The following is a 1869-nucleotide window of genomic DNA, read 5'->3' as shown; positions in this document are numbered from 1 at the left end:
GCCCTGATGCGGGTCGGCGGCTACCGTCCCGACCTCGCCGATCCTCCAGCGCATGAACTGCTGACGATGCCCGATCGCCCGACAGCGATCTTCGCGGCCAACGACCTCTCGGCGATCCGCACCATGGAGGTCGCGCGCGAGGTCGGGCTCCGCGTCCCGGAGGACCTATCTGTGATCGGCTTCGACAACGTGCCCGAATCGGCGTTGACCGACCCCCCGCTCACCACCGTCGCGCAGCCCATCCACGAGATGGGCGCGGAAGCCTTGGGCATGGTCATCGACCTCATCGGCGGCGTGCATCGCGAGCCGCACGTCCGCCTGCCGACGAGCCTTGCCATTCGCGGCAGCTGCCGCGCCCTGTGAACGTGCTACCTGCAGGGAAGCGCTAGTGTCATCCGATGGTGGTTGTGATTGTCAACGGTATTCCGGGCTCGGGTAAGACCACGCTCGCGAGGGCATTGGCCGATGCGCTGGAGCTGCCACTGTTCAGCAAGGACAGCGTGAAGGAGACCCTGGCCGACATGCTCGGCCCGCCGCCGGATGGAGTCACTGCGCGGCAATGGAGCCAGAGGCTGGGCGCAACAGCTGGAGAGACGTTGTGGACCCTCCTGGCGGACGCGCGTGGTGGCGCCGTCCTTGAGAGTCCGTTGCTCGCGAATCTCCGGCCGACGGTCGCTGCCGGGCTCAAGAGGGCTCAGGTCGAAGACGTGCATGAGGTGTGGTGTGAGGTCCCGTTGGACGTCGCCCGCCGGCGGTACGAACGCAGGGCCGTCGACCGGCATGAGGTGCACGACGACGGACGTGTCGACGACGAACAGTGGCGCGAATGGGCCCGACAGGCGCAGCCGCTCGGGCTTGGCCCCGTGCACACCGTGCAGACGACGAAGGCGGTCGATGTCGCACGCCTGGTAGCCGACATCCAGTAGGCGTGGCGGGCCGTGCGATCCGTGACGCAGGGGTCAGCGGAGGTGGATCGTGTTGCCGGTGATCAAGGCTGCGGAGTCTGAGCACAGGTAGGTGATGACATCCGCGACCTCCGCGGGCTCGGCCACGTGGAAAAGCTCAGCGCTGGACTCGACCGCAGCGGTGACGTCGGGCGTGACCCATCCCGTGTCGGTTACCGGCGGATGGATGATGTTGGCCGTGACGCCGAAGCGAGCGAGCTCCACCGCGGCCGACATGGTGTAGTTCACCTGTGCCGCCTTGGCAGCGCCATAGGACACCTCGCCGGGAAATCCGAGCGACCCGCCGGACGTCAGCCCGACGATGCGGCCCCAGGTGGCTTCGCGTTCGATGTGCCGGCGGGCGAACTCCGCGATGAGAAGCGCCGCCCCGCGAGCGTCGACACCCAGGATGCGGTCCGCTGTCTCGGCAGTGACGGGCTGGAGCGAGCGGCCGAATCGGTCCGTGTAGGTCGCCGCGAAGGTGTCTGCCGTCCAGCCGCTGGCGTTGTTGATCAGTACGTCTACGGGCCCGAACGCACGCTCGGCCTCGTCGTACAGCATCGCGGCCGTGGCGGGATCGGTCAGGTCGGCCTCTATGGCCTCCGCACGGCCTCCTGCCGTCCGGATCTCATCGACGACGTGCCCGGCGTCGCGGGAACGGCCCTGCCCATAGGCGGCCGGTGTGCCGGGGTCCGGCTCGTCGTCGACCCGGAGATATGTCATCAGCACGGCCGCACCCCGGCGGCCCAGCGCCTCTGCGGTCGCGGCGCCGATGCCGTGGTTGGCGCCGGTGACGAGGGCTACGCGGCCGTCGAGCCCAGGCGACATGGAAGCGGCGGTGGCCACGGAACCTCCAGCGGTAGAAGATCGAGCACGGCAAGCGTAGACAGCTGGGCGTGCGACGCGCTAACGATTTCTCACCGGC

The 1869-nt window shown here is 68.6% G+C and carries 3 protein-coding genes; 2 read left to right on the top strand and 1 reads right to left on the bottom strand.

Annotation, left to right across the window (positions count from 1 at the left end; translation table 11 throughout):
* On the top strand, window positions 1-363 hold a 363-nt coding region (locus ELR45_RS38235; protein ID WP_205856785.1), incomplete at its 5' end, for a substrate-binding domain-containing protein.
* Between the two features lie 35 nt (window positions 364-398).
* Complete coding sequence (locus ELR45_RS17630) at window positions 399-926, top strand: P-loop nucleotide/nucleoside kinase family protein (protein WP_165367870.1); 528 nt, start codon at window positions 399-401, stop codon at window positions 924-926.
* A gap of 33 nt (window positions 927-959) precedes the next feature.
* Here the strand turns inward: ELR45_RS17630 and ELR45_RS17625 are convergent, their stop codons facing one another.
* Window positions 960-1790, bottom strand: coding sequence for an SDR family NAD(P)-dependent oxidoreductase (locus tag ELR45_RS17625; protein ID WP_205856784.1), 831 nt, complete (start codon window positions 1788-1790; stop codon window positions 960-962).
* Between the last annotated feature and the right edge of the window lie 79 nt (window positions 1791-1869).

The sequence above is a fragment of the Phytoactinopolyspora endophytica genome, assembly GCF_004138495.1.
In the GTDB taxonomy this organism is placed as follows: Bacteria; Actinomycetota; Actinomycetes; order Jiangellales; family Jiangellaceae; genus Phytoactinopolyspora; species Phytoactinopolyspora endophytica.
Note: the sequence above shows the minus strand (reverse complement) of the source record. Positions and strands in the feature narration are given on the sequence as shown.